Source organism: Vibrio sp. Y29_XK_CS5 (genome assembly GCF_024181835.1).
Taxonomy (GTDB): domain Bacteria; phylum Pseudomonadota; class Gammaproteobacteria; order Enterobacterales; family Vibrionaceae; genus Vibrio; species Vibrio harveyi.
In genome coordinates, this window is sequence record NZ_JAMZAM010000001.1 from 210,170 (window position 1) to 236,283 (window position 26,114).

The window sequence follows — 26,114 nt, forward strand, 5'->3', positions numbered from 1 at the left end:
AAAGGAAAATACACATGTTGAGAAACTCGGCAAAGCCTCAACTCAAGGAAGCTTCACGCGAAAAGTCCATCTATTTTATGACGTGGCGATGGCACTTCTACGCAGGTTTATTCGTTATTCCATTTATGTTGATGCTCTCCCTTACGGGGTTAGTGATGCTGTTTGATGATGAAATCGAACTGGCTCGATATGAGGCAACGTTGCACGTTATACCGCAAGAGCAAACCGTTCCTGTCTCTAGACAGTTAGACGCGGTAAAGCAGGCGTATCCCGATTTTAATATCACCCAATTTGTGCCTGCAAAAACATCTGATATCGCCAACCGATTCTCGATTCAAAATCAAGAAGGCAGCTCATTGATTGTTGCTGTGAACCCATACTCCGGAGAAGTACAAGGGACGATTAACCGTGGTGATAGCATCTATGAACTGATGAATAACATCCATGGCACTTTGCTTATTGGTGATTGGGGTGATCGGTTAATAGAAATCGCCGCCAGTTTAGGCATTTTACTGTTGGTGTCTGGTTTGTACCTGTGGTTACCAAGAGACAACGCAAGCCGTGCTGGCTTTTTGAAAATTCGTTTTGGCAGTGGAACTCGTATTTTGATGCGAGATCTGCATGCGAATTTAGGCGGTGTGCTATCAATTGTTCTGTTGTTCTTTTTGATTTCAGGTCTGTCTTGGGCTGGGATATGGGGCGCGAAAATGGTGCAAGCTTGGAATACCTTCCCAACCTATTACACATGGGGTGAGAAACCAGAGTCGACACTGATACACAAAGACCTGAATCATGGTGCATCAGAAGAGATGCCATGGAACTTAGAGCTTGCTGCTGTGCCACAGTCGAAAGATAAACCAGCTCATGATCACGCCAACATGAAGGAAGAATCAGCTTATGCAGGCAGTCATGATGCACTATCTATTGATGATATCGTCCACAAGGCAGAAATGATGGGTTTTACTGGCTATAAGCTATTTTTGCCACGCTCTGAGACAGGTGTTTACACCGTGGCTGCTAACTCAATGGGCGGTGATATTTCCGATCCAAGACAAGATCGCACCAGTCACTTTGACCAATATTCCGGTCGCTTGTTGGTGGACGTCACATGGCAAGATTACAGTTTGTTTGCCAAGTTCATGGCGGCAGGAGTGTCGTTGCATCAAGGTGATGTGAGTGTATTGAACAAAGTGCTCAACGTGGTGTTCTGTCTGGCGTTCATTTTAATCTCAATCACAGGGGTTGTGATGTGGTGGATTCGTCGACCAAGTCGCAGTGCTGCATTAGGGGCGCCACCTAAATTTCAACAAGACGGCATTTGGAAGCTTGGTTTAGTAACGTTGGTAGTATTGTGTTTGGCGTTTCCGATGGGCGGTTTGGCAATTGTTACCGTTCTCGCACTGGATTGGCTGTTGTTCAACCGCGTCGAGAAGCTGAAAACGGCGTTGAACTAGCAAGAGACGAGTGAAATAGTAAAAGAGCCAGCGAATTGCTGGCTCTTTTTATTTCTGATAAATCTCCAGCGGCAAGCCATCTGGATCTTGGAAGAAGGTAAATGCTTTGCCTGTGAACTCGTCAATGCGAATCGGCTCAACTTCAACGTCATTCGATTCGAGGTAGGCTTTTACTTGATCAACATCATCAACCAAAAACGCGAGATGTCTCAACCCTTGTGCTTCGGGAAAGCTTGGTCTATTCGGTGCGCCCGGAAAGCTAAACAGCTCAACTTGGCTTCCATCAGGTAGAGCAAGGTCGAGCTTGTAAGAGTCTCTAGCTTCACGATAATTTTCAGCAATGACCTTTAGCCCCAAGACTTGGGTGTAAAAGTGTTTTGATGTTGGGTAATCACTGCAAATGATTGCGACGTGGTGAATGGCATTAAACATGGTTAGTCTCTTCAAACATGGTTAGCCTCTCCGGAGACTAAGTGCTCCTTAACGAAGTCAATAAACACGCGCAGGCGAGCAGGCATGTATTTGGTTTGTGCATACTGCATCGCGATAGCGCCGTGGTAGTTACTTTTGATCATCCAATCAGACAGAACCTCTACCACTTCTCCTCGTTCTAACGCGTCTTTAATCACGAAGTCGTGGAAGATTCCAATTCCCAAGCCAGACTTAACCCCGTTCAATCGCATTTGAGAGTGGTTAACGGCGTAGCGTCCACTCACGGCAATAGAGTGGAAAGCTTCTTCTTTAAAGAAAGACCAGATGTTGTCTTTGTCGTTCTCAGCAAGATAAATACAATCGTGCTGCTCAAGTTCAGTCGGATGCTCTGGCATACCGTGTTTGGCAAGGTAATCTGGAGAGGCACACAAAACAAGATTGGTCTTGCTGATCTCTTTGAGTACCAGATTCTCATCGGGTTTGTCGGTGAGCTTAAATGCTACGTCGATACCTTGGCGAAAAAGATCAATCTCACCATCAGCAGCACGTAGCTTGAGCTGAATGTTTGGGTAGCGATCTAGGAATGGCAACACAAATGGTTGAAGCACCGAGTTAAGAAACGCTTCGGGTGCAGCCACTGTGAGTGCACCTGTGGGCTCGGCATGATCTTCCGCCGATAATTCAACCGCTTGCTGCGCCGCATTCACCATGGCGATGCTTTGGTCGTAAACCTTTTGCCCGGCTTGAGTGATGATCAACTTGCGAGTCGTTCGCTCGAACAGTTTCACTGAGAGGGCTTGTTCTAACCGTGTGATCAACTTACTTAAAGCCGATGGCGTCACGCCAAGCTGTTTGGCTGCAGCGGTAAAACTACCCTCGTTTACCACTAAGATAAACGAAGCAAGATCAGGGAGTAGGGCAATGAGTTTTGGGTTAACCATATTTGTTCAGTTCTGCGCAGCGGAATAACGGTATTGTCTGGTACGGTTTTGTTCGGTTCAAGTGTCACCGTCTCGCTTTAGCGATATTTTGCTAAGAAGGCATTCAGGGCAGGCAAGCCAGATTCACCAATATGGTAGTGCTGCCAACAGTGATAAATAGCCGTTTCGTGGTCCGCAATCAACTCGATAGCTTCTTGCTCAGCGATTGAATACTGCTGTGAAGCTTTCACTTCTTCATGCCACTCTTGATACTTGACCTCATAAGGTTCTACCCACTTCAGAAGAGTTGTCACCAACTCCAGCCATGGCAACTCTATCCACTTGGTTGCGTCTGCCAAGCCTTTATCAAGCATCTCTTGGTGTCGATTTTCGATATCCATGCCATTTGCCAATAATACAGGCTTGAGCTTTTCTGCGGTGAGCTCTTCTACTTCAATCAAGGTTTGCCACAGCGTTTGTTGTTCACCATGGGCGTAATGGTTCAAGTAGTGATTGAAAAAAGCGATGCCGTAGATTTCGCCATAGTAAGCAGCCAGTACGTTATGAATCATGCTGAGAATCGTGATTTAAACAGGGAATACCGCATTGTAGGAGGGGAGTACACGAAGTGTAAATAGCTGAATAAGAGTAAAAAATCGCTGCTGAAAAAATCGAACAGAACTTGTGAGAGTTTTATGAGAATTCGATGAAGTTGCTGATAGATTTGTTCGTCATTCTTAGAGGCAAGAACGCAAAACGTTCGAAACGTAATGCTTAACCAACTCAAGTTACAAACAAAGAAGTAAAGCCGTAAACATGGACTTGAGTAGTTCAACCCTCATTAAAGGATGGAATCACAATGAAAAAACGTACCCAACTCGGACTCGTCATGACTTCAGTCGCTATGGCACTAGGCTCTGCATCAGTGAATGCAGCAGAACTGGAAATCACCGTGACTAACGCGACAAAAGGCATTTACTTTACGCCACTGATTGTCGCAGCACATGGCTCTGATCTTAAGATGTTCAGAACCGGTGAAGCCGCAACCCCAGAGTTAGAAGCAATGGCGGAAGGTGGTGACATCTCGGGTCTTGCTAGTGTCATTGGTAATGCTGGTGGTGTTGTGGTTGAGAACCCGGCTGGTGGTATTTTGAATCCGGGTGTCGCGACTACCTTTACCATGAACAGTGGTGATCATGGATACTTGTCTCTTAGTGCGATGCTTCTGCCAACCAATGATGGTTTCGTGGGGCTAGATAGCTGGAAAATCCCAACGGAAGCTGGCACATACCGAGCAACGCTAAGAAGTTATGATGCAGGCACAGAAGCCAATGATGAACTTAAAGGTAGCATGCCAAATCCACCTTTCATTACCTTTGGTACAGGCGGCACCGGTGTTGAAGCGGCAGTGACTAATGACAAAGTTCACGTGCATCCGGGTAACCTTGGTGATAGCGATCCAACTGGCGGCATCAGTGACCTAGACAGCAGCAGCCATCGTTGGCTGAACCCAGTTGCAACCATCACAATTGTTGTGAAGTAAGGGGGATGTATGAAATACAGAATCTTACTCGTAGCAGCTTCAGTCGGCTTACTCGCCGGTTGTCCAAGCGATGATGATAACGATGTGGTGAAGTCATACCGTTACACGATTAACGTTGCAAACTTGACCGCGAATCAACCGATGTCGCCACTTGCGATTTTGGCTCACAACGACAAATACAAATTGTTTGAAATTGGCAAAAGCGCTTCTGTTGAGCTTGAGCATCTTGCAGAAGGGGGCAGCAATGCCGAGCTGTTAGCGCTAAAGGATTCCAATGACTATGTCTACCAAACGTTGTCAGGTAATGGTTTAGTGCTTCCTGGTTCAAGTGATTCCGTAACCTTTACAGTTGACCCACACAAAGCGGGCTACGTTTCAATCGCTTCCATGTTAGTGAACACCAACGATGCGTTTGTTGGGGAAACGGGTCTATCGCTTAAATCATTGGCGGTGGGAGAAAGCTACGAAATGAGCATGAACGTTTGGGATTCCGGCACGGAATTGAACGATGAACTTGCAGCCACCATTCCGGGACCAGCAGGCGGTGGCGAAGGCTTTAATGCTGCTCGTAACGACACAAATGACGTAGTGGCGTTTCACGCTGGAGTGGTAAGTAAAGATGATGGTTTAGCCAATTCTGCGCTTTCTGCGAACCATCGCTTCCTGAATCCTGGAGCGAAACTCACTATCACCCGAGTCGAGTAATACAGGCTCCGATGGCGTCTCCTTTCCAAAGCGCTTGTAGCCGAGCGCTTTAACCCTCATGGCGTCATCGGAACCTTTTTTGAAAGAAATTCCGATTTGTTCCGGTCATGTGCAAAGTGAGGATTCTCAGACGCAGGGAAAGGACCATGGAACAGCAGGCAATCAATTTAGTCGCGAACATTTTGCTGGTAGAAGACGATGATGATTTGGCAGAACTGGTTCAAATGCATCTCAAGTTTCAAGGACACCAAGTGTTGCGGGTAACGAATGTCGCCGAAGCCAAAGCGCAATACCGACAACAACCTTTTGATTTACTCATTCTTGACCGAGGTTTGCCAGACGGTGACGGCTTAGATATCTGCCATTATTTACGTCAGCAACAAGATTGGAGCCCTGTGCTCATGCTGACCGCCAGAGATGGTGAGATGGATAAAGTGGATGGTTTGGAGGCGGGTGTGGATGACTACATTACCAAGCCGTTTAGCGTATTAGAATTTCAAGCTCGAGTACGCAATGTATTGCGACGGGTAAGTCAAACCGTTGAAGTACAAGTTGAAAGAAGTGAACTTGAAGATAGCATGGATTTTGGTCCATTAAGAATTATTCCAGAATTGCATCAGGTATCCCTAAATGACAAGGATGTCACTCTTACCGCGACAGAGTTTACCTTGCTGCAATTCCTCGCGACACGCCCGGGTAGAGTCTACAGTAAAGATGAATTGCTCGACCATGTGTGGAATACCAGCCATTCCGGCTATCATCATACGGTGTGTAGCACCATCAATCGCCTACGTAGCAAGTTGTCTTTGTCTGACTCTGATCATCATTTTATCCAGACGGTATGGGGCGTGGGGTACAAGTTTCAACCACGACAGTAGCTTAACTACCCAAGTAATGACTGATTAAGGAGGCGCTAGGATGAGCTTCAAATCTCGCTTAGTGGTGTTCACGAGCCTATGGTTTTGTTTAGCAGCAGCCGTTATTGCATTAACGTACAATTGGCAAAAAGAGACCATTGAATTACGCACTAAACAGAGTCTGCACAAAGAGCTAGCAAGCCACATGCGTGATGATAATCCGTTGATGATAGGTACGGATTACAACCCAAAAGCGCTCAAATCCATTTTTCATACCCTTATGTTGATTGGTCCGGATTTCGAAATCTACTTTCTTGATAGCCAAGGCAACATCACTACCCATGCAGCACCAGAAGGTGCAGAGATCATGGGTAAGGTAGATCTTAACCCAATTAAACGATTCTTGAATGACGAGCCATTCCCCATCTTAGGCGAAGATCCTCGTAATCGTGGCGAGCACAAAGTGTTTTCCGTAGCAGCGATTGAGGAACTCGGCTCAACCGTGGGTTATCTCTATGTAGTCATTGGCAGTACCAGACATGATGCGATTGCCAACGCCCAAGTAGACACACCTTATATCGCGCTCGCTGGGTTAGTTTTAGTGTCTATTTTAGGCTTTGCATTAGGTGCTTATGTGTTAGTGAAACGCAGTTTATTGAACCCGATTGAGCGTGTGACCAATCAGCTTCAACAACAAGCAGAACATGATTTCCGCCTGCAACCCGATTTTACGCGCCAAGTTCCGGAATTAGTACCGATAGCAAATTCCTATCAGATGATGGCGAAGCATATCCAGCAACAGTTTTTGCAGTTGGAGTATCAATCGTCTCATCGTCGTCAAAGCTTATTGCAGCTTAGTCATGATTTAAAAACACCGTTATCGAGCGTTCTTGGCTATTTGGAAACGTGGCGTTTGCAGCATCCTGAATCCGACCCTTTGATTGACGTCGCTTTCAGAAACTGTGAGAAGCTGTCTACGCAATTGCACTCTTTGTTGGACGTAGCTCAAAAAGAAGCGCCCATGCCGAATTACGAGTATCGACCAGTGGATCTTGGAGCCTTGATGGCAGAGTGCGCCGAGATGATGCAAAGCCAGTTTGCTCGAAAAGAAGTGCTGCTGAAAATAGACGTCGATAACGAAATTCAAACCGTGGGTGATAAAGGTCTTTTAGAGCGGTTGGTGCTTAACTTGCTTGAAAATGCGCTGCGCCACAGTCCAATGCGTTCTGAAGTACATTGTCATGCTCATTTAAGTGACGATAAATCAAGAATTCATTTTGCCTTTATTAACCATATTGAAGAAGAAGCACAGGGAGGCTCGCTAGGTATTGGGACCAAGATTGTACAGTCGATACTCATGTTGCATCACAGTTATCTAGAGACCAGCAGCACACCATCTCAATATCAACAAAAGTTCACATTACGAGCCGTTTAATCTATCTATACCCAAGCCATTCTCGCTGAATGAAGTGTCTCGAGATTACTTGGGTATAGCTACCGCCACCTTCCTCTTGCTTACTTTCCCTTTCTGTTCATCGAACAAATCTACTGTTTAAATCGAATTTTTCGCTTAATAATTCGTCATGATTGTTATTTCAACAAACGAATGATAGCGCTGATGAATTAAATTTATTCTGTTACATATTTAACGTGCTAGAACTTAATATTAACCTTGCTATCTAATTTGTTTCGTAAATATTACAACTCACGCTTTTTTATGATTTTTACATTATAAAATTAATTTCTATTTATATTAGAGTTAGGTGTTTTAGTGAATATTGTAATATGCGTTTAGTTGTTTATTTTTATCGTAAAGAACTGTTGCTTATATCATCAAATGAAATGAAAAAATGGAACTAAAGTCACTTAATTGCCGCCGAAAAATCTAAACAGGGAATCTATTTGGTAATAATGTTTAAGTAACAGTTAGTTACGGATTCATAATTAATAATATGGCTAAACTTCCGACAAGGATCGAAAAGATGAGCGACAAGGAATCTATTAAGACTAATCGCAGCCGCCGCAATTTTTTAAAAGGTGCAACTGGTGCAGTTGTGGCTGGCGTCAGTGCTTCGGCGTTTTCTGGTGCTGTTCAAGCAAAGGAACAGAATATCGATTGGAGCAGACTAGGTAAAAGAAATGAAAGACGCCTCTGGCGTAAAGTTCGAAAGCAGTTCGTTTTGGATAAGCGAACGACTTATATGAACATCGGTACTACGGGCTCAATGCCAAGACATGTTCTTGAAGGGTATGAGGACAACAACAAACTGGTTGCGAAATACCCGTGGGACATGAAGAATAAATTTGGTTCATGGCCTTATGTGTCTGAAATGGTGACGCAAGTTGCACCGGGCTTTGGTGCAAATGCGGATGAAATCATCTTGAGTCGTAACACTACTGATGGTCTATGCTCTATCATCAACGGTCTTCACTTCGAGCCGGGCGATGTGATCTTAACCACTCATCACGAACACGTTGCGGCGACGTCCCCTATGAACGTTGCCAAGCATCGATTTGGTGTGGATGTCGTAGAGATTCAACTTCCTGTCTTCACTGGTACAGAAGATGTGACAGAAGAAGACTATATTCAAGCGTTCAGCGATGCGATTCAAGCACATCAAAATGTTCGGTTAATCGTGTTCTCTCATATCACCTACAAAACTGGTACAACACTTCCAGCGAAAGCCATTTGTTCTTTGGCTAAGCAACATCGAATCCCGACCTTAGTTGACGGTGCGCACACTGTGGGTATGTTCGATCTTGATTTCCATGACATGGACTGTGATTTCTATGCAGGTTCTGGTCATAAGTGGCAGTGTGGTCCGGGCGCTACGGGTATCTTATATGTACGTGACAACGGTAAACGCTTAAATGAGTACTGGAGCGATCGTGAAAACCCATTGTGGTTGATTAACTCTTCTTTATCTCATGCAGATTACCTAGGTAAGCAGTTACAAATGCAGTACATTGGTAATGACAACTACCCAGCAAAACAAGCACTTGCTGACAGCTGTAAGATGTGGGATGAAATTGGTCGCGACCGAATTCAAGAACGCATCTTGGAGTTAAGTGAGTTATGTAAGGTGCTGCTTAGCGAAGCGTTACCTGAAGCGCAAATGTACTCGCCAAACGTTGAGGGCTTAACTAGCGGTCTGACTACGTTTAACCCGTTTTTTGATGTAACAGATGAAGAACGACTAACGCAGTTCCGTGATCGTCTTCGTGAAGATTATGGTTACATCATCCGTACAACAAGCTTCAAGTTGTACAAGGATGATTCGTACGAAACACATGCGTTGCGCATTTCGACTCATTTATTCCATGATGAGAGAGATGTTGAAGGTCTGGTTGAAGCCATTGCGGATCTTTATTACTCGTTCTAATGTTGTTTATCGTCAAAGCGCCCATGTTTGGGCGCTTTGTTAAAGAGAGGGATATTCACCATGTCAGTGAAATTAATCAAACGAACCATGACGGCAATGGCTGTTGGTATGACGTCACTACTCTCTGCTTCAGTGTTTGCTGGTGATTTACAAGACATCAAAGACAGCGGCGTTTTGCGTCATATCGGTGTGCCATACGCGAACTTTGTTTCTTACATCGACCAAGGTGAAGTGCAGACTTTGACAGGGCTGGATGTGGATATTATTAAAGGGTTTGCTCAGTCTCTTGGCGTCCGATATGAATACGTACCAGCGCAATGGAACAATGTGGTAGGCAAACTGACAGGTCAACAAGTTGAGTACAAAGACGCCCAGCTTCAGGTTGGCAAAACGATGCCTATTGAAGGCGATCTGATTGCTAACGGAGTCACTATTCTTGATTGGCGAACTCATGTCGTCGATTTTTCTGATGATTACTTCCCATCTGCGGTTTGGTTAGTCGCACGCACAGATTCCACCCTTACTCCAATCAAACCGACAGGTTCCATTGAGAACGATATCTCGATGGTGAAATCGCTTATCAAAGGTCGTGAAGTTCTCGCGATGGAGCACTCGTGTCTAGACCCGAACCTTTACAATCTGTATGACACGGGAGCAAAAGTTATTTTGCCTGATGGGCAGCGTCGATTGAATGAGATGGTGCCAGCGATAATGAAGAATGATGCAGAAAGTACACTGCTTGATGTAGCAGATACACTGATTGCATTGGAAAAGTGGCCAGGAGAAATCAAAGTAATTGGTCCTGTGTCCGAAAATCAAAAAATGGCGGTTGCCTTCCGTAAGGACTCCCCTGAATTAAAAGCCGCATTTAATCAATATTTGAAGTCAATTAAAAAAGATGGGACGTACCAGAAGTTGGTCGAGAAATACTACCCGTCAATTTACTATTTTTATAATGACTACTTCTTAGAAGATAGTAAGAACGATATATGAGAAAGTCTGTAAAAAAGATATCAAGCCAGAAGATCATCACCGTCAGTGCTATTTTGGTGTCGCTCTATTTAGCGATGATTATTACTGTGACGAGTTTAGGTCAAAACAAATTAAAAGATTCTCAGCATCGTGAACTTGACCTAAAGGTAAAAAGCTACGCGGGTACTCTCGATAATTTATTCACGATAGCCAGCGAAGATGTCGACCACTTATCAACTGATAAAACGGTGCAGACCTTCTTTGCGAATCTTGCTTCAGGCATGTCGATGGAATATGGGCTAGGCGCTAGTTTGATCAACTTGAAGCGTAAGCTGCAAGAGAAAGCCGACGCGAAAACTGTCAACAACCAGATCATCTACACCAAGCTGACGTTAGTTGGTCTTGATGGTTCAACCATCGTCACTACGGGCGTTAAAACAGATCATCGTATTGATACGTCTCGATTGCTTAATGACCACGCTCATCCTGAGGAAGTCAGAGCGATACAAAATGATGGTAAGGTCCTCATTCAAGTCGTTAAGCAAGTGATGTTTTCTGGCAAGCCTGTTGGCTTTTTGATTGCTGACATCAACAAAGAAGTGGTGATTTCCCAACTGACGAATCAAGAACATGAAGGCAGCTATAGCCGGATGGTGTTAAAGATCAACGATGTGGAAATGGAAGTTTGGGATTCTATTAGTCGTAAGCTGGAACAAGAAAACATCACGGATCCAGAAGCCCTTGCCAAAGAGCTAAAGCAAAAAATCTATTTTGAAGTACCCATTGAACATCATCACTTTAAGTTGATGGCGTGGTTTGAATCACTCAGTGAGCGAGATATTTATACTTCACGCATGTTCATTAATGGTTTAAGTGTACTTGCCATCATGATTGTGGTTGGGTTGCTTTATGCATTCACGCTAAACAACACTCGTGTAGAGCTGAAAATAAAATTGGAAGAGGAGAAGAAGCGTAAAGACTTTCTTTCTCAACAGAACCAGCGCCTGACCAGTGAAATCGAGCGCCGTAAATCGTCAGAGATGGAGTTAGCTTATCAAGCGAAACATGACTCCTTGACCGGATTACCAAACCGAGTTTATGGCTCCGAGCGTCTCGACTTAGAGCTTTCACGTGCAGAACGCATCGGTTCGAATGTGTTGGTGATGTTCATCGACCTTGATCACTTCAAGCAGATTAATGATTCCATGGGACATTTCGTTGGTGATGAAGTCTTAAAACTCGCAGCGGAAAGATTGCACAACGCAGTTCGAAAAACAGACTTATTGGCTCGGATTGGCGGTGATGAGTTTTTGTTAGTGATTCCAGACTTGCACAATGCGGACAGCGCAAAACGATTTGCGACAACGGTTCTATCTGTGTTTAACGAGCCGTTTGTATGGCAAAACCACGAGTTTTTCCTCTCGGCGAGTGTCGGAATGTCAGTCTTCCCGGAAGATGGTGATAACGCCGAGCAGTTGTTGGCGTGCGCGGATATGGCCATGTATCGAGTTAAGCAGGATGGACGTAACGCTTTCTGTTTTTACGATCACAACATGAACCAAGATTTGCAGCGCTTCTTAGAGTTGGAAACTCGCTTGCGTAACGCCATTTCGCAAGACTTATTAGAGCTTTACTACCAACCTATTATTGATTTAGAAAGCGGAGCGATTGTCGGCGCTGAAGCTCTAATGCGTTGGAATGACGACAAGTTTGGGTTTGTGAACCCAGAAGAGTTTATTTCGATTGCAGAAAAGAACGGCTTGATTCATCAACTTGGTGATTTCGCTATTCGTCAAGCATGTCACCAAGCAGCGAAGTGGCAGAAAGATTCACCCTTGTTTGTATCAGTAAACTTTTCTAGTGTGCAGTTTAGATACTGTGATCGCCTCTTTGAGCAAATCAAGCTTCACCTTGAAGAGTCGGGGCTGCCGCCAGAATTGTTTGATGTTGAAGTTACTGAAAGTCTTTTATTCAACCACAGCAATGAACTGATGGGCATGTTAGATGACTTACGTGCGATGGGGGCGAAGCTAACGATTGATGACTTTGGTACCGGTTACTCAGCATTGAGTTACTTACAGAAATTCCCATTTGACCGACTTAAAATTGATCGCAGTTTCTTACAGAACATGTTTGAGAATGAATCGGATCGTGAGCTTGTGAACGTTATTATTGCAATGGCGAAAGCGCTTAACCTTAAGATCGTCGCAGAAGGCATTGAAGAGCAGCGTCACGTTGATTACTTGAAAAACCTAAACTGTGAGTTCGGACAAGGTTTCCACTATAGCCGACCATTGCCAGCGAAGGAGTTTGAAGCGCTTTTAACAACGCCAACTTGGCTATAACTCCTTTCAATACAACCTCATAGAAAAGCATTAGTTGGATTCGTGCCTAGAATTCATTAATGCTTTTCCACCTTGAGGGATAATCGTTTTTCCTTCCTTGAATTACACTACACTTAATTGAGAAGTAATTGCCTGTGACCCCCGTCACATAAAGGCTCAACCTAATTCTAATCGAGTGAAAACTCGACAAAATAAACAGGAAGGAATTGCGAATGTCTTCTGCATTTTACCAACAGATTGAACAGCAAATTGAAGAAGTGAAGGCGGAAGGTCTTTACAAAGCAGAGCGTATCATTACGTCTCAACAGCAAGCGGCTGTTAAAATCTCTACTGGTGAAGAAGTACTAAACTTCTGTGCAAACAACTACCTTGGTCTTGCTAACCACCCAGCGCTTATCGAAGCGGGCAAAGCAGGCATGGACGAGCACGGTTTTGGTATGGCTTCAGTACGTTTCATCTGTGGTACTCAAGACATCCACAAAGAGCTTGAGCAGAAGCTTTCTAAGTTCCTAGGTAAAGAAGACACGATTCTTTACACATCATGTTTTGATGCAAATGCGGGTCTATTTGAAACTATCCTAGGTAAAGAAGATGCGATCATCTCTGACGCTCTAAATCACGCGTCAATCATTGATGGTGTTCGTCTATGTAAAGCGATGCGTTTCCGCTACTCAAACAACAACATGGAAGAACTAGAGCAACAATTGATCGCTGCAAAAGAAGCGGGTGCTCGCCACATTCTTATCGTAACTGACGGTGTGTTCTCAATGGACGGCGTAGTGGCTAACCTTCCAGCTATCTGTGACCTAGCAGATAAGTACGGCGCATTAACTATGGTTGATGATTCTCACGCTGTTGGCTTTATGGGTAAAACAGGTGCAGGTACGCACGAACACCATAACGTAGTGGACCGTATCGACATCATCACCGGTACGCTAGGTAAAGCAATGGGCGGCGCTTCAGGCGGTTACACATCTGGTAAAGCTGAAGTGATTGACTGGTTACGTCAGCGCTCTCGCCCATACCTATTCTCTAACTCTGTTGCACCAGCAATCGTAAACGCTTCTATCCGCGTTCTGGATCTACTAGAAGAGAGCGGTGACCTACGTGAGCGTCTATGGGAAAACGCAGCACACTTCCGTGCTCGTATGGAAGACGCAGGCTTCACTATGGGTGGTGCTGACCACGCGATCATTCCAATTATGTTAGGTGACGCAAAAGTAGCAGCAGAATTTGCTGAGCGCGCACTAGAGAAAGGCATCTATGTAATTGGCTTCTCATTCCCTGTAGTACCAAAAGGTCAAGCGCGTATCCGTACTCAAATGTCTGCAGCACACTCTCGTGAGCAGCTAGACCGAGCAATCGATGCGTTTATCCAAGTTGGTAAAGATATGGGCATCATCTAAGTCTGAGAGACTAAAAAGTTACAAAGGCTTTCCCAACTCTTTTGAGTCGGCTCATGGGTAAAGCCTTTACCTCTTCTTTAATGACGGTAGATGAAAGAATTTTTTGTCACGCATAGAGCGGGGCAATATTGGGTGAATATTATGAAAATCAAAGCACTATCAAAGCTAAAGCCAGAAGAAGGCATCTGGATGACTGAGGTTGAAAAACCGGAAGTTGGCCACAACGACATTCTGATCAAAATTAAGAAAACCGCTATCTGTGGCACTGACGTACACATTTACAACTGGGACGAATGGTCGCAAAAGACAATTCCAGTTCCTATGGTTGTAGGTCACGAATACGTGGGTGAAGTGGTTGCGATTGGTCAGGAAGTTCGTGGCTTTGAAATCGGCGACCGCGTTTCTGGTGAAGGTCATATCACGTGTGGTCATTGTCGTAACTGTCGCGGTGGTCGTACTCACCTGTGTCGCAACACGATCGGTGTTGGTGTAAACCGTGAAGGCGCATTCGCAGAATATTTAGTGATCCCTGCGTTTAACGCGTTCAAAATCCCAGAAGGCATCTCTGACGATCTAGCATCAATCTTTGACCCGTTTGGTAACGCTGTACATACCGCGCTTTCTTTTGACCTCGTCGGTGAAGACGTGCTGATCACTGGCGCTGGTCCAATCGGCATCATGGCAGCTGCGGTAGCGAAACACGTTGGTGCTCGCCATGTTGTTATCACAGACGTAAACGAATACCGCCTAGAGCTTGCTCGTAAGATGGGCGTAACTCGTGCAGTAAACGTGGCTGAAGAGAAATTAGAAGACGTAATGTCTGAGCTAGGCATGACAGAAGGCTTCGACGTAGGTCTAGAAATGTCTGGTAACCCGTCAGCATTTAACTCCATGCTAACGACGATGAACCACGGTGGTCGCATTGCACTTCTAGGTATTCCACCATCAGACATGGGTATCGATTGGAACCAAGTTATCTTCAAAGGTTTGGTGATCAAAGGTATTTACGGTCGTGAAATGTTCGAAACATGGTACAAGATGGCTTCATTAATCCAATCTGGTTTGGATCTATCACCAATCATCACGCACCACTACAAGATTGATGATTTCCAAGAAGGCTTCGATGTAATGCGTAGCGGTATGTCAGGCAAGGTTATTCTTGATTGGGAATAGAGCAAAGCTGGTAAAATAGTCCCTAGGTTCTCTTAGGAGAATTTTACCTCCACCACCCTGGTACCAGTTAAAAACTCCGAAAAACTACAGTGTTTTTCGGAGTTTTTTGTAAGAGAGTAATATTTATCACCTCATGAACTCTTTTTAACACCTTCCATACTTTTTCTGACTTACCTCTTTTAACCGCTCTACATCAATCTTCGTGATTCTTCTTTTTCCTGAATTTTCTAACTATTTAACTGAATTACTGATGTAGAACTCTTTGATTTTATCGGGCTACCACAGAGTTACTCTTATATTGTCACAAATGGTCAGCGAGCAGGAGAACTATAATAATCATAATAGCATCTCAATAAACTCCAATTACCTTTTATTAAAGCTATCGTTCAATATACATGATTCTATGATGGTATAAATTATGTTTATGATGGTATGAATTAACGTTATTTCCACTAATGAATCTTATTGTATATAGTCGAGGTTGCTATACCGAAATGACTATTTTTCTCAAAGCAGAGTTTAATATTTCTACATCTATTAATGATTTTAAAGGATTGCATAATGTTTATTAGGTTCGCTTTGGTAATTTTAACAATGAACATTTTGAATCTTAGAGACTGCTGGTGCGTATGGAGTTCTTGGTGGCATGCTCATGGAACTAAAGGAGGAGCACTAAATCAAGATGGTGAGCCAAAAGATTCGCCCCCAAGTTTTCTATTATTGCTAAAAATGGTTGACAAATCATGGCTGGAAAATATGAAATTGATTATAAGTGCTCATCATGGATATCAGTGAAAATCATAATGAGAGATAAATATTGGCTAGTGAGCTTTGATGAGTCTGGTTTTTTAGATTTGGAAGTTTATAAAGTAGAATGCGAATCTAGAAGTGAAAATACTCAAGAAATATTCCAATTATTTAATGCGGCAAGAAAACTATGCATAGATTTTTCTGAAAAAAATGGCATAGACTTTAATTATCCATTTGTTTTTTAAAAATAAAGAAGGAATAACTAGGGAAATTGAAGGGATATTTCCTGATTTTGGTCGATATGGAGTTATTGTAACATCAAATAATAATGGTGAGAATGCTATTTTAGATGCTGAAAGTTTAGGTTGCTATCAAGTTTTTCATCTTGATGTTAATCAAGGTTCACTCTACGCAGAAAAGACTTTGTTAGAATATCTTAGCGAAATAGAGTGGAATGGAAATGGATCTTATCCATTGACTATAAATAAACCTAATTAAAAAAGTTGCGACAATCGATCTGTTGTCCTTTCCAATTGTCGTAAACTTATGTCTAGATATCTTTATAAAACAATAAGCTAGAAGAAATAGAATAGATCTATGCACAATGATTGTTCTCTGACCCCATAGAGTTGGTTGCAGAGCAGGCGGGATTTACCTCTATGCTTATGTGAATGGTAATCCGTTAGGGTATGTGGACCCGGATGGTCAACAAAGTATCCCAATACCATGCGTACCAGATAGACCTTTAGAGAATTACTATCCCAAAGAAGTAACTGATGGTATTGAAAAAATTGAAAGAGAGTCCAATAGAAAGTATGTGATATGGCTAGTACCATCTTTCCTCCCTCAAAATTTTTATGTGTGATTGTTGATGTATACAACAGGTTTGTCAAAGGAGTTTTATGTGAGAAGTAAACTGAAAAAAATTACTGTAATAATGCTTATGGCTATATTCATATTTTTATCTCTCTATATATATTTTCACTTAACTCTGGTTGGAATTAACCCAAGTGAAGTAAAAGATTTTGAGATCTTTGATGTGCACTGTGAGCCAACACTCAGGCTTGCTAATGGTACAGAATCAAATAGTGTATGTAAGTTTAAGGGAAACATAAATGGTAAAAAAATATCAGGATATGCACTTTCTTACTGTGAGATAAATAAAGATAAAATGCTCTTGAATGAAAGTAGAAGCATATTAAATCATAAGGTAATATATACACTAACGTGTAGCTAATTGAACCTTGGGCAACTTTTGTTGTTAAAGTGGATAGAGCTAAATCAACCAAGCGTGGTGACTTTTCGAGTGGGTAGGTCTAATTTGGTTATCGATTCTATTTACCTTACCTGCGTTGTTAGCTTAACCTATATGCTAATAATTATGTTTACGTAAAAATAAAAATAACAGAAGATACCCCGAGCCTCTACTCCTAAAATCAATGATACTAAATCAAAAAGTTACGACAATTGACTTTTACCTCCACCATTTTTGAAAGTCTCATACCTAAACATCTTTACGAAACAACAAACTGGAAGAAGCACAACAAAGCGATGAACAACGATTGCTCCATGACTTTTTGAACTGATTTTCTCTATTCCATGATAGCAATGTTAGTCTTTATAGCCTCATTATTTAAATTATCTGAAAAGGTTTAGTTAGATCTAAAGAATACTGAGGTTTAGGTAATATTGTTATGAATCCCGTTAAAAATTTCAATGACGGTCTATGTGTTGAAAGTCCCCTTTGCACAGAATTTAAAAATAGATGGATTGGAAGATGTTTTATAAATTAAATATGAATGTTTATCACAGAAAAAATACTAAACTAGTTAATATTATGTCGGAAATAAGATAGTTTTGATAGGTATATAATGGTGACGATAGTCTTTTAAGATTTTACTTCAGGAGAAAAGTCAGAAAATGAAGAATATACAGATTATAGATGACGCAATTAACGCAACATATGATATTTTTTCGGCAACAGACGATGAGTTCTCATTATTTTTTATTGGCAAAACTAACATCGCGTTTATAGAAGATATTGATTTAGATAATTTAGTTGTTAGACAGGCTTTAAAGAATTTGTGGGACCGGAGGGTTAGAAAGTGCGATGTTCAGGGAATCCATGGAACTCTATTTTATGGAATGGAAGATAAAAAAGATTATTATCCAACGTTGATCGACGAAGAAGCATGTAACCCCGATGGTTCTAAACTTCGACAGGAATAAGCCATACATTTTCTTTGATTACTCTTTGAATCAGGTTAAATAGGTGATGTATTAACTGGGCAGGTATTGCCTTTTGCCAAAAGATTTTGTCTCCTGGTTGTTATCAGACTCGCCTATTCCGGCTATATTTTTAGCAGGGTTGTCACTTTATGCATTTCAATTGGCAACACCACATAGATTGTAACTTTTAAAGCAATAAAAAAATACTGTGATAAAGAAATTAAAGAACTGTGAGCGGAGGAAAGTAACAAAGATATGATACTTTTACAATTTGTTATCTCGAAGAATGGGATCAGTGTCGTGGCATAGTGAATTTGACCACTTAGACTCACTACAAGAACAAGGTGGGATCAATCTCTATGCTTGTGTGAATGGTGATCCATTAGGGTATGTGGACCTGGATGGTAGAAATCCGGTGGCAGCTGGTGCCGCTGGTGGAGCTATGGTCGCAGGCCCCTCAGGGGCGGTTGCTGGTGTAGTAGCCGGTGTTACTGTTGGCGTGGCAATATGTGCACTTACCAATCTATCTATGCAACTTTAATGAAGAAGCTGAAGAAAGCGAAACGGAAAGCGGTCCCTCAAATGATAAAGAAAACTGGGAGAAAATCCCAGGGTCGAACCAAGCCTATAGACCTAAAGGTTCCAAGGAACCTATCTTCGAACGTGACCGCGCCAGAGGGAACAGCCATGGTGGGAGTTACTGGAAAAAGTGGAACAAAAAGCGTGATTGGGAAGGGGGAAAACGAGAGATGGTACATACAACGAAGATGGTAAAAGGCAAAGAGATTAAAACTAGTTATACAAGGAGAGGGGTATTTAATGTTTCAAAAGCAACACAAAAGGAATTATGCAGAATATTCCCTAACTTACTAGATTTATATGATGATAATGATGGTATAGAAACGAAAATTGGCGCTATTTCTGTATTTGATCATTGGCTGAATGAAGAGGAATATTTTAGATATGTTAACTCACCTAACTCAGTCAAAGAGAGTTATTCAAGAAAATTAGATGAGTTTGCATTTTATATGGCAACTAATTATGAATGTTATACATTTAAAGTAGTGGGTCGGGGTAAAAAACGCAGGGTGTCATTTAGGTATTTTACTGATAGTGATTCTATTTCAAAAATTGCTAAGCAAAAACGAGAAACTATTCCCTCTCTATTTTTATATAAGTTAGTATTCCCAACCTTGGCTGTTAGCTATTTTGAAGGGTGGGAAAATACTAATTATATCTATTCCTCAGATTATGATTATATTTTATTTTTTAGTCGGTTAGCTGAAGAGAAAGGATTGAGTTTTTTACGATTAGGTTAAAAATGCTGTACTAACGTTAATAGTGAATTTCTTAAAATACGGGGTCTGTTGGTTAAATCAATTGAACTAAATCAAGAAGCTACGATCTGATTGGCTATACCCATCAATCGTCGTAGCCTCATGCTTAAACCTCGTTACAAAACAACTAACTGGAAGCAGTACAATAAAGCTTTAATCAAACGTATTTCTCTGACCTTTTAAATAAAAGACAGGTACCGAATTGAGGTGCCTTTGTTTTCTTTCTGGGACACATCCTTTTAGGGCGGAATGGGGATACCAGTGCATTTTCGTACGATAAAGACGGAAATCCAATTAAGGGGCTCTTGGCCTTTTGAAGTCGAGTACGATGCAGAAAACCGATTAACCAAACTGAACTTTACGCATGATAACGTTCAATATCGTGAGCAATTTGCTTACGCGCATGACCATATGTTGGCTCAATACCAGTTTTACAAAGACAAAGCGCTGGTCGAGGAGAAGCAATTTGTTCGTTATGGGTTAGTTTAGCTTCAACAACGTAATGCTCAAGGGGAGGTAGTTCAAGAATACGCTTGGGACAAGTCGAAGGAGGCAGTTTTAGTGGGCAACCCTTTGGTTACTCAACGAAACGCAGTGACTTTGCGAGTGGGTTAGTTTATTTTGGCTATCGGTTCTATTCGCCTTACCAGCGCCCCACTACAAGAATAAGGTGGGATCAATCTCTATGCTTGTGTGAATGGTGAACCATTAGGGTATGTGGACCTGGATGGTAGAAATCCGGTGGCAGCTGCAATAGCGGCGACGACTGCTGCTGCGGCACGAGCGCTCCTTAAAAAGCTATTAAGGGATATCGCGAAGAAAAAGGCGAAAGACGCTGCTAAAAAGCAGTCTAAGAGCAGTAAAAGCAAGGCTAAATCTCAGGGATGTGTTACAAAGGGGGGACGTGGGCAGCAAGTTGGAAGCATGATAAAAACTGATGGTTCAACCACGACCAGCGCCATAAAAGCAAAAGTGGAATCGGTGGGTTTTAAATCCACCAAAACAGCAAACGGTACTTTGAGAATGGTTGATGAAAATGGAGTGGCTCGGGTAACTATTAAAGGTGGAAGTCAACGCGCACCTGGTAGTGCTGGCCCTCATGTTGAGCTTAAAACTTCTAGTGGTCAAAGGGTAAATCCTGCTGGTAATCAAGTAACGCGTAAGAGCCCTGAAAATCACACACCAATTGACTTTGATTTATAGGGGGCTGTGTTATGAGTAATTATTATCACTGGGAAGGCTTTGCTGGTATTTATTTTGAAGATAGCTTTGTATTGGGTATTTATGAATCTTCCAATGAAATTTCTTTTATTGTTGAAGCGGTCTTAACAGAGAATCACCCATTATATACGACACCTGAGAGTGATGAGCAATATTGTTATAAGAAAGGTAAGGTTGTTTTTCAAGGCTTAAAGCGCGTTAAATGGATAAGTAGAAACGAAACTCCATTTAAAGATGTTTCCGGTGAAGAAGATTATGGCAATATTGATGTTTTTCAATTATCGAATGATCAGTATTTTCTGTCGGGCGATTGGGGTGAACTAGAAGTCACGTCATCACCTGTAAAGTGGATTTGGATTTAAAGTCAGAGCCATTCAGAACAAATGGGCCGGAGTTGATGTGAGCATTTGATTTAGATGGTCTGACTTTTTTATCTCACCTTAACAAAAACGCCTCAAGTGAACCTTGGGGCGTTTTTGTTTCTGTAACATCATAAAGCTACGGCTGTGTCTCTAGTTTTTTATCGCCACACATATTACTTTCATTCTGTTGGGATGGTGAGATTAAGAATTTCTTCGTTACAAAAATAATCAATCGTTGAAAGGCAATTTAGAGCAAAATGATATCTATCTCTTAACATCAATTTGTCAAAAAACACCATTCGAGTTAGCGATATCCCCACCGCTGATTAGAGAATAAACTCTCATCGAGAAATCAAGTGCTTGAATTGAATCCCAGTGCTCGACAATTCTGCCATCTTCGATGCGCCATGTGTCGATGATGTTCATCCCTTTTTGATCATTTCCTCTGTCCTCTCTATCTAATGTGGCATGCGAATGGAAGATCACGTAATCGCCGTCTACGTAGATATGTTTAACATCATAGGCATAGTCTGGGTAGTCCTCGACAAACTCTTCCAAGAAGTTAACTAAGCCTGTCACTTTATCAGGTAGATTTCGATTGTGTTGTACATAAGAGCTGTCGTTATAGTGCTCCAGGATGTAGCTAAAATTGTGATTATTCATGAGGTTTTGAACGAAATCAGTAATCAATTCTGCATTCTCAACCTCTTGTTCTGACCAATTCGTTTTCTGGAGCGATGGCAGATCAATGATCAACGTGTCTTTAGATTGCGCGTGTACCACTGTGCTTGCAAATAGAAGAATAAGTGAGGTAAGTGATTTAAACATAGGTAACTCCAATGGTCGTCTTGCTATTAAGGTATACATTGATAACTATAGTAATTAATAGTAACCTACATAACAAGAAGGCACCAAATACTTAGTTAGGCACTTTTTGGTAACCAATAGATTGAGAAGGGAGCGACAAATGGCAAAGAAAGTTAACTCAGAAAGGCGTGTTTTTCACAATAATGAAGATTGCCCTGTACGTAATGTTGTAGCGCAGATTGGCGATAAATGGTCGCTATTGATCCTCTTTGCTCTTGTAGATGGCTCAGAACGATTTAATGCTCTGAAATCAAGAATAGAAGGAATCTCTCAGCGAATGTTGACCCAAACTCTTCGTGATCTTGAACGAGAAGGTTATGTGAATAGAACTGTTCATCCTGAGGTGCCTGTACGAGTAGAATATGAACTAACGAAGTTGGGGCGGGAGTTGGTTAAGCCTTTGTACGAACTGGTTTGTTGGGCTGACGAGCACCAAGAAGAAGTAAAGCACTCTCGAAAGGTTTACGATGAAAAAAATTAATCTTGTTTCAAAGTTGGGATGGATATTAAACCATAAACATCTGTTGCATTTCTAAGTTTGAGACAGATATGTACAGTCCATTGATTTAGTCGTACGTACTTTCTCTTTGAACATTCTCACATTATCATTGTCTCAGTTTTTATCTTTGATGTGAATGTATGGTGTATGGAATGAAACATTTGATGTTGGCAGCACTCCTATCTAGCACTTTCCCAGTGAGTGTGTTGGCTGATGATGTGTTGGGTGTTCCCAATGTAGAACCAGAAGATGAGGGCTGTTTGAGTGTTGTGTGTAAAAACACTATCGAGCCAGAAACGGTTGCTAAAGCAGGTGAGTTTCCAGACCGTGAGGGCAATGAAACCCTATCCGCATTAGGGAGCGTACTCTTTGCAGCAGGAGAAATGGGGTTAGCCGAGAACTTACAAACAGAAGATCCAGAGCTGAGCACGACTAGGTAGTAAAGGAATGGTACTATGACGGGATTCGCTCTCTTCTAAATTAGTGTTCTCTATTTTATAGTAATACTAATATCTGAGTATCTTTGATACGCTCAATAAGTGATTCAAAAATAAAGACCGAGCCTTGTGCTCGGTCTTTTCGTTTGTGAGATGTTTTCTCACTTTTGAATCCTAAGTAATATCTCAATTTCGCGACTAGAGTGATGGGTTCCAAAGTTAGCTCGCAATCATTGTTTTCAGTCTGTTATGTATGTTTCCACAACGATTAGTATGAGTGTGCTTTCACAACACTCGAATGGAAGAAAACAAGGAGAAAACATGAAAAAGTCACTAACAGCACTTGGTCTTGCTTTGGTATTTGCGAGCTCCGCGAATGCGGCGAATTGGGGCTACGAGGGGGAGCATGGACCTGCTCATTGGGGGGAGTTTGCTTCCGAATGCGCTAAAGGACAAAACCAAAGCCCAATTAATATTCAATCGTCTACTGAAGCCCAACTAGATAAGCTTCAATTTGATTATCAAGGTAAAGCGATTTCATTGCTAAACAACGGTCATACCTTACAGACGAGTTTAGAAGGGAAAAATACACTGACGATTGATGGCAAAGAGTTCGTATTAAAACAATTTCACTTCCACACGCCATCAGAAAACCATGTAGATGGAAAGGAATACCCTCTAGAAGCGCACTTTGTGCATGCTGATAAGGCGGGTCACCTAGCCGTTGTCGCAGTGTTCTTCAAACTGGGTAATGAGAACCCAGATCTAGCTAAGTTACTGCAAAACATCCCTAATAAAGATCATGATGTTGCTATTGAAGTCCCTTTTGATGCGGACGCGCTTATCCCAAGTGATAAAGACTACTACCGTTTTAATGGTTCTCTAACGACTCCGCCTTGCTCTGAAGGAGTTCGTTGGTTGGTGATCAAAGACACTAAAACGATCTCACCTGAGCAGGTGAAAGAATTTGCTAAAGCAATGGGACACAACAACCGTCCAATTCAGCCGCTTAATGCACGTATGATCCTTGCTCAACAGTAATCCGCGCTCACACAGAGAAAGATCCCACTAAAGCTAATGAATGGCAATCAACCTGTTTTTGCCATTCATTTTCTAACCCAAGCGTCGCATCATCCCTACCGTAACCGTTTTGGCATCTGTTGCTAGAATTTTCTTATCATAAATAGTCGTGAAGAATGCCCTCTAAATACTGCATAGCCAATGAGTACAGGATTTTCTTTTTCATCGTCTTTAATGGCTTAATTTGTTAGCGTAATGTAACTTAAAACCTCAATTAAGCTTGAGGTTGGCATTTGTAAGAACAAGAGGCAAAGCATGGAAATCAGTGTTGGTGAGGTAGCAAAGCGTTCTGGAGTAAAGGTTTCAGCACTGCACTTTTATGAGCAGAAAGGACTCATATCAAGCTGGCGAAACCAAGGCAATCAAAGGCGGTATCACCGCAGTGTACTTCGTCGTATTGCGGTAATTAAAGCAGCTCAACAAGTCGGACTATCCCTAGAAGAAATCAAACAGGCATTAGAAGAGTTGCCCAAGCATCAAGCGCCAAACAAGCAACAGTGGGAAACCATGGCAAGTCATTGGCATGCACAATTGGATCTAAAAATTCAAAAGCTAAAAGCATTACAAAATGACTTAGGCGGGTGCATTGGATGTGGCTGTTTGTCGCTTGAAACGTGTGCGTTAAGAAACCCAGAAGACGTATTAGGGAAAGATCATTCGGGGTCGAACTTAACGTTGGATGATTAGGGGCAACTAGCCCCTAGTGACGAGAATGTGGTTCTATTCTTTATCAAAACTATCGACGACGATAGCGCCCATTGAAGCTGGCATGGTTATGACTATTACGCGTTTAAGAGCGATAATTGGGTCGGTAAACATTGGCAATTTGTTGATGCAAAATAGAACCAGAGCAACAACTACAGCGGCAATAAAATAAGCAATCACGACACGAAAAATAAATACCGTAATACGAGTCTTGATGTTGCTTTGAAATACACTTTGATAGGCGAAAAAACCTAAAAAGAGTACTGAAAGGCTAAACAACATCAGTAAGTTAATAAAAGGCAGGCTTTCTCCTAGTCGCCATGCCTCTTCCGAAAATGAAATTGGCACGGCTAAAGCAAAAGCACCAACGAGAACTTGGCTGGCGTCTTCGAGATTGAAGTGGCTACTCATGCTTAGACTCTGTAGTGTTACTTGTGAGAAGTTGCTCGAAGCGTTCATGCCCATGAAGCAGTTCCAGATCTTGCTCTTCAGCTAACAAGTCGCGAATTGATGGACTGGCATCTATTGCACGCTCCAAATCTTCAATCGCTTGTTCTTCAATGCCGAGTCGAGAGTACGCACATGCACGTTGATAAAGCGCCGGTCCGTTAGTGTCATCTACTTCCAAAACGCGATTACATAAGCTCAGTGCCCAATGGTATTCTTTGATCTCCATTGCGGCATCTGCTTTGTAAGTGAGTGCTTCCAAATCGCCCGGGCGAATCAGCAGAATCTCATCGTAGATATCGATACGTTGCTCTGGAGTTTGTGAGCTTTGTGCACGAAGCCATAAGTTATGGATTTCGTTGATTTTCTCGATTTCTTTGTTGTTCTCGCTGATGATGCGAGTTTTGCGTTTTAAGTCGCGTTCTAATGCTAGGAACTTTTTCTCGTATTCCTGAGCGATTTTTTCTAGTCGCTTGTCTGCCATTTCTTTGGTGTTGTGTTTAAATTCACGCAGTGACTGCCAACCGACAAAGGCAATTAGCGATGCAACACCTGCGATGATATAGAAGAAGTAGGTGACGGTGACGTTAGCGTAGTTCAATGATTTATCGGCTACGGTAAGTTCGCGGTCGGTGATCTCGACGACCATCCGTCGTTCTAAATCCTGTTGTTCCTGACGTAGAGACTTTAATTCGTCGAGGATATAACGTTCCATCAAAGGGCGATCTAAAAGGTCGGATTCTGAATACTTTTCTTCTGATGCTAGAGATGGAAAAGAGAGTAGAGCAGCGAAGAATATGCCGATGATTAAGCGCATAAAACGTCCTTTTGCGTCGAGAGTGGATGGATCTCTGAAACCATAGCAAATAGCGACTATGTTTAGCAAAGAACTCATGAAAAACACTTGTTTTATAATGTGTTCTGACGAGTCATTAGCTTTTCGTCTCGTGGCGGGCTATCTCACTTTGTAGGGCGTTTGCTCTTTTTACT

Annotated in this window: 28 protein-coding genes; 22 read left to right on the forward strand and 6 right to left on the reverse strand. The window is 42.3% G+C overall.

Annotated features, from left to right (window positions below):
* Positions 1 to 14: 14 nt before the first annotated feature.
* The gene (locus NL647_RS01035) at positions 15 to 1,454 is read left to right on the forward strand and encodes a PepSY domain-containing protein (protein ID WP_253649481.1); all 1,440 of its coding nucleotides are present in this window, start codon (positions 15 to 17) and stop codon (positions 1,452 to 1,454) included.
* Between the two features lie 48 nt (positions 1,455 to 1,502).
* Here the strand turns inward: NL647_RS01035 and NL647_RS01040 are convergent, their stop codons facing one another.
* From NL647_RS01040 to NL647_RS01050, 3 genes are all read right to left on the reverse strand, one after another.
* Entirely contained in the window at positions 1,503 to 1,886 is a 384-nt protein-coding gene (locus NL647_RS01040; protein WP_009697230.1) for a VOC family protein, read from the reverse strand.
* 11 nt (positions 1,887 to 1,897) lie between these two features.
* Positions 1,898 to 2,827, reverse strand: coding sequence for a LysR family transcriptional regulator (locus NL647_RS01045; protein ID WP_005448730.1), 930 nt, complete (start codon positions 2,825 to 2,827; stop codon positions 1,898 to 1,900).
* Between the two features lie 77 nt (positions 2,828 to 2,904).
* Positions 2,905 to 3,378, reverse strand: coding sequence for a hypothetical protein (locus NL647_RS01050; RefSeq protein ID WP_253649482.1), 474 nt, complete (start codon positions 3,376 to 3,378; stop codon positions 2,905 to 2,907).
* Between the two features lie 287 nt (positions 3,379 to 3,665).
* Between NL647_RS01050 and NL647_RS01055 the strand changes: the two genes are divergently transcribed.
* From NL647_RS01055 to NL647_RS01135, 17 genes are all read left to right on the forward strand, one after another.
* Positions 3,666 to 4,349, forward strand: a complete 684-nt coding sequence (locus tag NL647_RS01055; RefSeq protein WP_005448735.1) for a spondin domain-containing protein — start codon at positions 3,666 to 3,668, stop codon at positions 4,347 to 4,349.
* Positions 4,350 to 4,358: 9 nt separating this feature from the next.
* Complete coding sequence (locus NL647_RS01060) at positions 4,359 to 5,054, forward strand: spondin domain-containing protein (RefSeq protein ID WP_047515033.1); 696 nt, start codon at positions 4,359 to 4,361, stop codon at positions 5,052 to 5,054.
* Positions 5,055 to 5,200: 146 nt separating this feature from the next.
* The gene (locus tag NL647_RS01065; RefSeq protein ID WP_253649483.1) at positions 5,201 to 5,932 is read left to right on the forward strand and encodes a response regulator transcription factor; all 732 of its coding nucleotides are present in this window, start codon (positions 5,201 to 5,203) and stop codon (positions 5,930 to 5,932) included.
* A gap of 40 nt (positions 5,933 to 5,972) precedes the next feature.
* Entirely contained in the window at positions 5,973 to 7,346 is a 1,374-nt protein-coding gene (locus NL647_RS01070) for a sensor histidine kinase KdpD (RefSeq protein WP_253649484.1), read from the forward strand.
* Positions 7,347 to 7,893: 547 nt separating this feature from the next.
* Positions 7,894 to 9,294: an aminotransferase class V-fold PLP-dependent enzyme gene (locus NL647_RS01075; protein WP_005448743.1), complete on the forward strand. Its 1,401-nt coding sequence runs from the start codon at positions 7,894 to 7,896 to the stop codon at positions 9,292 to 9,294.
* Positions 9,295 to 9,354: 60 nt separating this feature from the next.
* Positions 9,355 to 10,287, forward strand: a complete 933-nt coding sequence (locus NL647_RS01080; protein WP_009697226.1) for a transporter substrate-binding domain-containing protein — start codon at positions 9,355 to 9,357, stop codon at positions 10,285 to 10,287.
* Positions 10,284 to 12,611 (forward strand): bifunctional diguanylate cyclase/phosphodiesterase, encoded by a 2,328-nt coding sequence (locus tag NL647_RS01085; RefSeq protein WP_049536313.1) that lies wholly within the window; start codon positions 10,284 to 10,286, stop codon positions 12,609 to 12,611. Before NL647_RS01080 ends, NL647_RS01085 begins: the two co-directional genes overlap by 4 nt.
* 212 nt (positions 12,612 to 12,823) lie before the next feature.
* A complete protein-coding gene (locus tag NL647_RS01090; RefSeq protein ID WP_005448754.1) occupies positions 12,824 to 14,017 on the forward strand; it encodes a glycine C-acetyltransferase in 1,194 nt (397 codons plus the stop codon).
* A 141-nt stretch (positions 14,018 to 14,158) separates the two neighbouring features.
* On the forward strand, positions 14,159 to 15,190 hold the full coding sequence (tdh, locus tag NL647_RS01095) for an L-threonine 3-dehydrogenase (RefSeq protein WP_005448756.1): 1,032 nt from the start codon (positions 14,159 to 14,161) through the stop codon (positions 15,188 to 15,190).
* 743 nt (positions 15,191 to 15,933) lie between these two features.
* Positions 15,934 to 16,185: a hypothetical protein gene (locus NL647_RS01100; protein ID WP_253649485.1), complete on the forward strand. Its 252-nt coding sequence runs from the start codon at positions 15,934 to 15,936 to the stop codon at positions 16,183 to 16,185.
* Complete coding sequence (locus tag NL647_RS01105) at positions 16,175 to 16,438, forward strand: hypothetical protein (RefSeq protein WP_253649486.1); 264 nt, start codon at positions 16,175 to 16,177, stop codon at positions 16,436 to 16,438. The genes NL647_RS01100 and NL647_RS01105 overlap by 11 nt, the downstream gene beginning before the upstream one ends.
* A gap of 406 nt (positions 16,439 to 16,844) precedes the next feature.
* Positions 16,845 to 17,177: a hypothetical protein gene (locus NL647_RS01110; protein ID WP_253649487.1), complete on the forward strand. Its 333-nt coding sequence runs from the start codon at positions 16,845 to 16,847 to the stop codon at positions 17,175 to 17,177.
* 683 nt (positions 17,178 to 17,860) lie between these two features.
* Positions 17,861 to 18,169 carry a hypothetical protein gene (locus NL647_RS01115; protein WP_253649488.1) on the forward strand — a complete coding sequence of 103 codons (309 nt, stop codon included), beginning with the start codon at positions 17,861 to 17,863 and terminating at the stop codon, positions 18,167 to 18,169.
* Positions 18,170 to 18,678: 509 nt separating this feature from the next.
* Entirely contained in the window at positions 18,679 to 19,488 is an 810-nt protein-coding gene (locus NL647_RS01120) for a hypothetical protein (RefSeq protein ID WP_253649489.1), read from the forward strand.
* Between the two features lie 279 nt (positions 19,489 to 19,767).
* Entirely contained in the window at positions 19,768 to 19,995 is a 228-nt protein-coding gene (locus NL647_RS01125) for a hypothetical protein (RefSeq protein ID WP_050926427.1), read from the forward strand.
* A 252-nt stretch (positions 19,996 to 20,247) separates the two neighbouring features.
* A complete protein-coding gene (locus NL647_RS01130) occupies positions 20,248 to 20,709 on the forward strand; it encodes a hypothetical protein (RefSeq protein WP_253649490.1) in 462 nt (153 codons plus the stop codon).
* Between the two features lie 11 nt (positions 20,710 to 20,720).
* Entirely contained in the window at positions 20,721 to 21,089 is a 369-nt protein-coding gene (locus NL647_RS01135; protein ID WP_253649491.1) for a hypothetical protein, read from the forward strand.
* A gap of 285 nt (positions 21,090 to 21,374) precedes the next feature.
* Here NL647_RS01135 and NL647_RS01140 read toward each other — a convergent pair whose 3' ends face one another.
* Positions 21,375 to 21,917 (reverse strand): nuclear transport factor 2 family protein, encoded by a 543-nt coding sequence (locus NL647_RS01140; RefSeq protein ID WP_017819406.1) that lies wholly within the window; start codon positions 21,915 to 21,917, stop codon positions 21,375 to 21,377.
* A gap of 139 nt (positions 21,918 to 22,056) precedes the next feature.
* On the opposite strand from NL647_RS01140, the gene NL647_RS01145 reads away from it, so the two are divergent.
* The 4 genes from NL647_RS01145 to soxR all read left to right on the forward strand — a co-directional run bounded on the left by NL647_RS01145 (position 22,057) and on the right by soxR (position 24,659).
* Entirely contained in the window at positions 22,057 to 22,437 is a 381-nt protein-coding gene (locus NL647_RS01145; protein WP_050907032.1) for a helix-turn-helix domain-containing protein, read from the forward strand.
* A gap of 170 nt (positions 22,438 to 22,607) precedes the next feature.
* Positions 22,608 to 22,895, forward strand: a complete 288-nt coding sequence (locus NL647_RS01150; protein ID WP_114093003.1) for a hypothetical protein — start codon at positions 22,608 to 22,610, stop codon at positions 22,893 to 22,895.
* A gap of 318 nt (positions 22,896 to 23,213) precedes the next feature.
* Complete coding sequence (locus NL647_RS01155) at positions 23,214 to 23,933, forward strand: carbonic anhydrase (RefSeq protein ID WP_050932221.1); 720 nt, start codon at positions 23,214 to 23,216, stop codon at positions 23,931 to 23,933.
* A gap of 294 nt (positions 23,934 to 24,227) precedes the next feature.
* A complete protein-coding gene (soxR, locus tag NL647_RS01160) occupies positions 24,228 to 24,659 on the forward strand; it encodes a redox-sensitive transcriptional activator SoxR (RefSeq protein WP_005448768.1) in 432 nt (143 codons plus the stop codon).
* Positions 24,660 to 24,692: 33 nt separating this feature from the next.
* Here the strand turns inward: soxR and NL647_RS01165 are convergent, their stop codons facing one another.
* Both NL647_RS01165 and NL647_RS01170 read right to left on the reverse strand, forming a co-directional pair.
* The gene (locus NL647_RS01165) at positions 24,693 to 25,088 is read right to left on the reverse strand and encodes a DUF2391 family protein (RefSeq protein WP_005448769.1); all 396 of its coding nucleotides are present in this window, start codon (positions 25,086 to 25,088) and stop codon (positions 24,693 to 24,695) included.
* Positions 25,081 to 25,941, reverse strand: a complete 861-nt coding sequence (locus NL647_RS01170) for a tetratricopeptide repeat protein (protein ID WP_005448770.1) — start codon at positions 25,939 to 25,941, stop codon at positions 25,081 to 25,083. Before NL647_RS01170 ends, NL647_RS01165 begins: the two co-directional genes overlap by 8 nt.
* Between the last annotated feature and the right edge of the window lie 173 nt (positions 25,942 to 26,114).

Excerpts from the sequence above, each read along its gene's own strand:
- tdh (WP_005448756.1), top strand. The coding sequence starts at position 14,159 with ATGAAAATCAAAGCACTATCAAAGCTAAAGCCAGAAGAAGGCATCTGG.
- NL647_RS01070 (WP_253649484.1), top strand. The coding sequence starts at position 5,973 with ATGAGCTTCAAATCTCGCTTAGTGGTGTTCACGAGCCTATGGTTTTGT.
- NL647_RS01165 (WP_005448769.1), bottom strand. The coding sequence starts at position 25,088 with ATGAGTAGCCACTTCAATCTCGAAGACGCCAGCCAAGTTCTCGTTGGT.
- NL647_RS01150 (WP_114093003.1), top strand. The coding sequence starts at position 22,608 with ATGAAACATTTGATGTTGGCAGCACTCCTATCTAGCACTTTCCCAGTG.
- NL647_RS01065 (WP_253649483.1), top strand. The coding sequence starts at position 5,201 with ATGGAACAGCAGGCAATCAATTTAGTCGCGAACATTTTGCTGGTAGAA.
- NL647_RS01140 (WP_017819406.1), bottom strand. The coding sequence starts at position 21,917 with ATGTTTAAATCACTTACCTCACTTATTCTTCTATTTGCAAGCACAGTG.
- NL647_RS01075 (WP_005448743.1), top strand. The coding sequence starts at position 7,894 with ATGAGCGACAAGGAATCTATTAAGACTAATCGCAGCCGCCGCAATTTT.
- NL647_RS01055 (WP_005448735.1), top strand. The coding sequence starts at position 3,666 with ATGAAAAAACGTACCCAACTCGGACTCGTCATGACTTCAGTCGCTATG.
- NL647_RS01090 (WP_005448754.1), top strand. The coding sequence starts at position 12,824 with ATGTCTTCTGCATTTTACCAACAGATTGAACAGCAAATTGAAGAAGTG.
- NL647_RS01135 (WP_253649491.1), top strand. The coding sequence starts at position 20,721 with ATGAGTAATTATTATCACTGGGAAGGCTTTGCTGGTATTTATTTTGAA.
- NL647_RS01050 (WP_253649482.1), bottom strand. The coding sequence starts at position 3,378 with ATGATTCATAACGTACTGGCTGCTTACTATGGCGAAATCTACGGCATC.
- NL647_RS01145 (WP_050907032.1), top strand. The coding sequence starts at position 22,057 with ATGGCAAAGAAAGTTAACTCAGAAAGGCGTGTTTTTCACAATAATGAA.
- NL647_RS01100 (WP_253649485.1), top strand. The coding sequence starts at position 15,934 with ATGGCTGGAAAATATGAAATTGATTATAAGTGCTCATCATGGATATCA.
- NL647_RS01155 (WP_050932221.1), top strand. The coding sequence starts at position 23,214 with ATGAAAAAGTCACTAACAGCACTTGGTCTTGCTTTGGTATTTGCGAGC.
- NL647_RS01115 (WP_253649488.1), top strand. The coding sequence starts at position 17,861 with ATGAAGAATATACAGATTATAGATGACGCAATTAACGCAACATATGAT.
- NL647_RS01045 (WP_005448730.1), bottom strand. The coding sequence starts at position 2,827 with ATGGTTAACCCAAAACTCATTGCCCTACTCCCTGATCTTGCTTCGTTT.
- NL647_RS01060 (WP_047515033.1), top strand. The coding sequence starts at position 4,359 with ATGAAATACAGAATCTTACTCGTAGCAGCTTCAGTCGGCTTACTCGCC.
- NL647_RS01085 (WP_049536313.1), top strand. The coding sequence starts at position 10,284 with ATGAGAAAGTCTGTAAAAAAGATATCAAGCCAGAAGATCATCACCGTC.
- soxR (WP_005448768.1), top strand. The coding sequence starts at position 24,228 with ATGGAAATCAGTGTTGGTGAGGTAGCAAAGCGTTCTGGAGTAAAGGTT.
- NL647_RS01080 (WP_009697226.1), top strand. The coding sequence starts at position 9,355 with ATGTCAGTGAAATTAATCAAACGAACCATGACGGCAATGGCTGTTGGT.
- NL647_RS01035 (WP_253649481.1), top strand. The coding sequence starts at position 15 with ATGTTGAGAAACTCGGCAAAGCCTCAACTCAAGGAAGCTTCACGCGAA.
- NL647_RS01040 (WP_009697230.1), bottom strand. The coding sequence starts at position 1,886 with ATGTTTAATGCCATTCACCACGTCGCAATCATTTGCAGTGATTACCCA.
- NL647_RS01170 (WP_005448770.1), bottom strand. The coding sequence starts at position 25,941 with ATGCGCTTAATCATCGGCATATTCTTCGCTGCTCTACTCTCTTTTCCA.